Raw genomic sequence first — 831 nt, 5'->3', positions numbered from 1 at the left:
ATTTTGGTAATCAAAAGAATAGTAAGCAGGCCCAAAGAGCTTAGTATAAATTCCTCTGCCATTTTCGCGGATGTCATGGTTTCCTAATGTGGTATACAGTGGGACCTGGAGCTTAGAAACGGTTTCATAGAAAAGTCTATACTTATTGGGCTCGCCTCCATAGACCAGGTCACCATTATCAATGGTAAAGACCGGACTAATAGCATTGATTTGGTCAATAATTTGCGAGAAGGTTTGATAGCCGTTTCTATTATCGCCTAAGATCACGAACTCGGGATTGGGCTCCTCTTTTAAACTCACTTGGATGGTCTTTTCTTGTCCTGATGAGAGGTTTACTAATAACAAAACAGTGTGAGCTTCCACATTCTGAAAGCTATCTGTGTTCTTAACCTCAATTTTGCTCGGATTCACGTTTTCCAAGCGAATTTGATAAGGTTTCGCTTGTGATCCGCCTTTGATTTTAATTTGCACGGATGGAGAAAGTGATCGTAACAATAGACTGTCCAAATTGTCCTTTTCCCGCATTTTCCCCTTCACAAAACCCCCTTGGATTGAAACGATAGCCCCATTCCAATCATAAGAAGAAGTTGAGGTATAAGGGTCAAACGAAAGCGGTATAGGGGTAAAGTTTTGATCAACCTTAAAATAATTGTAGCTATAGGTTAAGAAGGTGCCTACGCAAACTAAGGCTATTAGAAAAACCAAGATGGAAATTTTTCTTTTCATTTTGTGTTCTCCTACAAATTGCTTATTGTCTTATTGTCTTATTCTCTTATTCTCTGTTGATCTTAGTTCTAATATTCCATTTGTGTTATTTGATGGAAGGTATTT

At 38.3% G+C, this 831-nt stretch carries 1 protein-coding gene; it reads right to left on the bottom strand.

Annotation, left to right across the window (positions count from 1 at the left end; all coding sequences use genetic code 11):
- The coding region (locus tag UF75_RS25795) for a metallophosphoesterase (RefSeq protein ID WP_045577366.1) at positions 1-726 on the bottom strand (726 nt) is incomplete at its 3' end.
- Positions 727-831: the final 105 nt, after the last annotated feature.

Source organism: Desulfosporosinus sp. I2 (assembly GCF_000960765.1).
In the GTDB taxonomy this organism is placed as follows: Bacteria; Bacillota; Desulfitobacteriia; order Desulfitobacteriales; family Desulfitobacteriaceae; genus Desulfosporosinus.
This window is presented reverse-complemented; position numbering and strand designations above follow the sequence as displayed.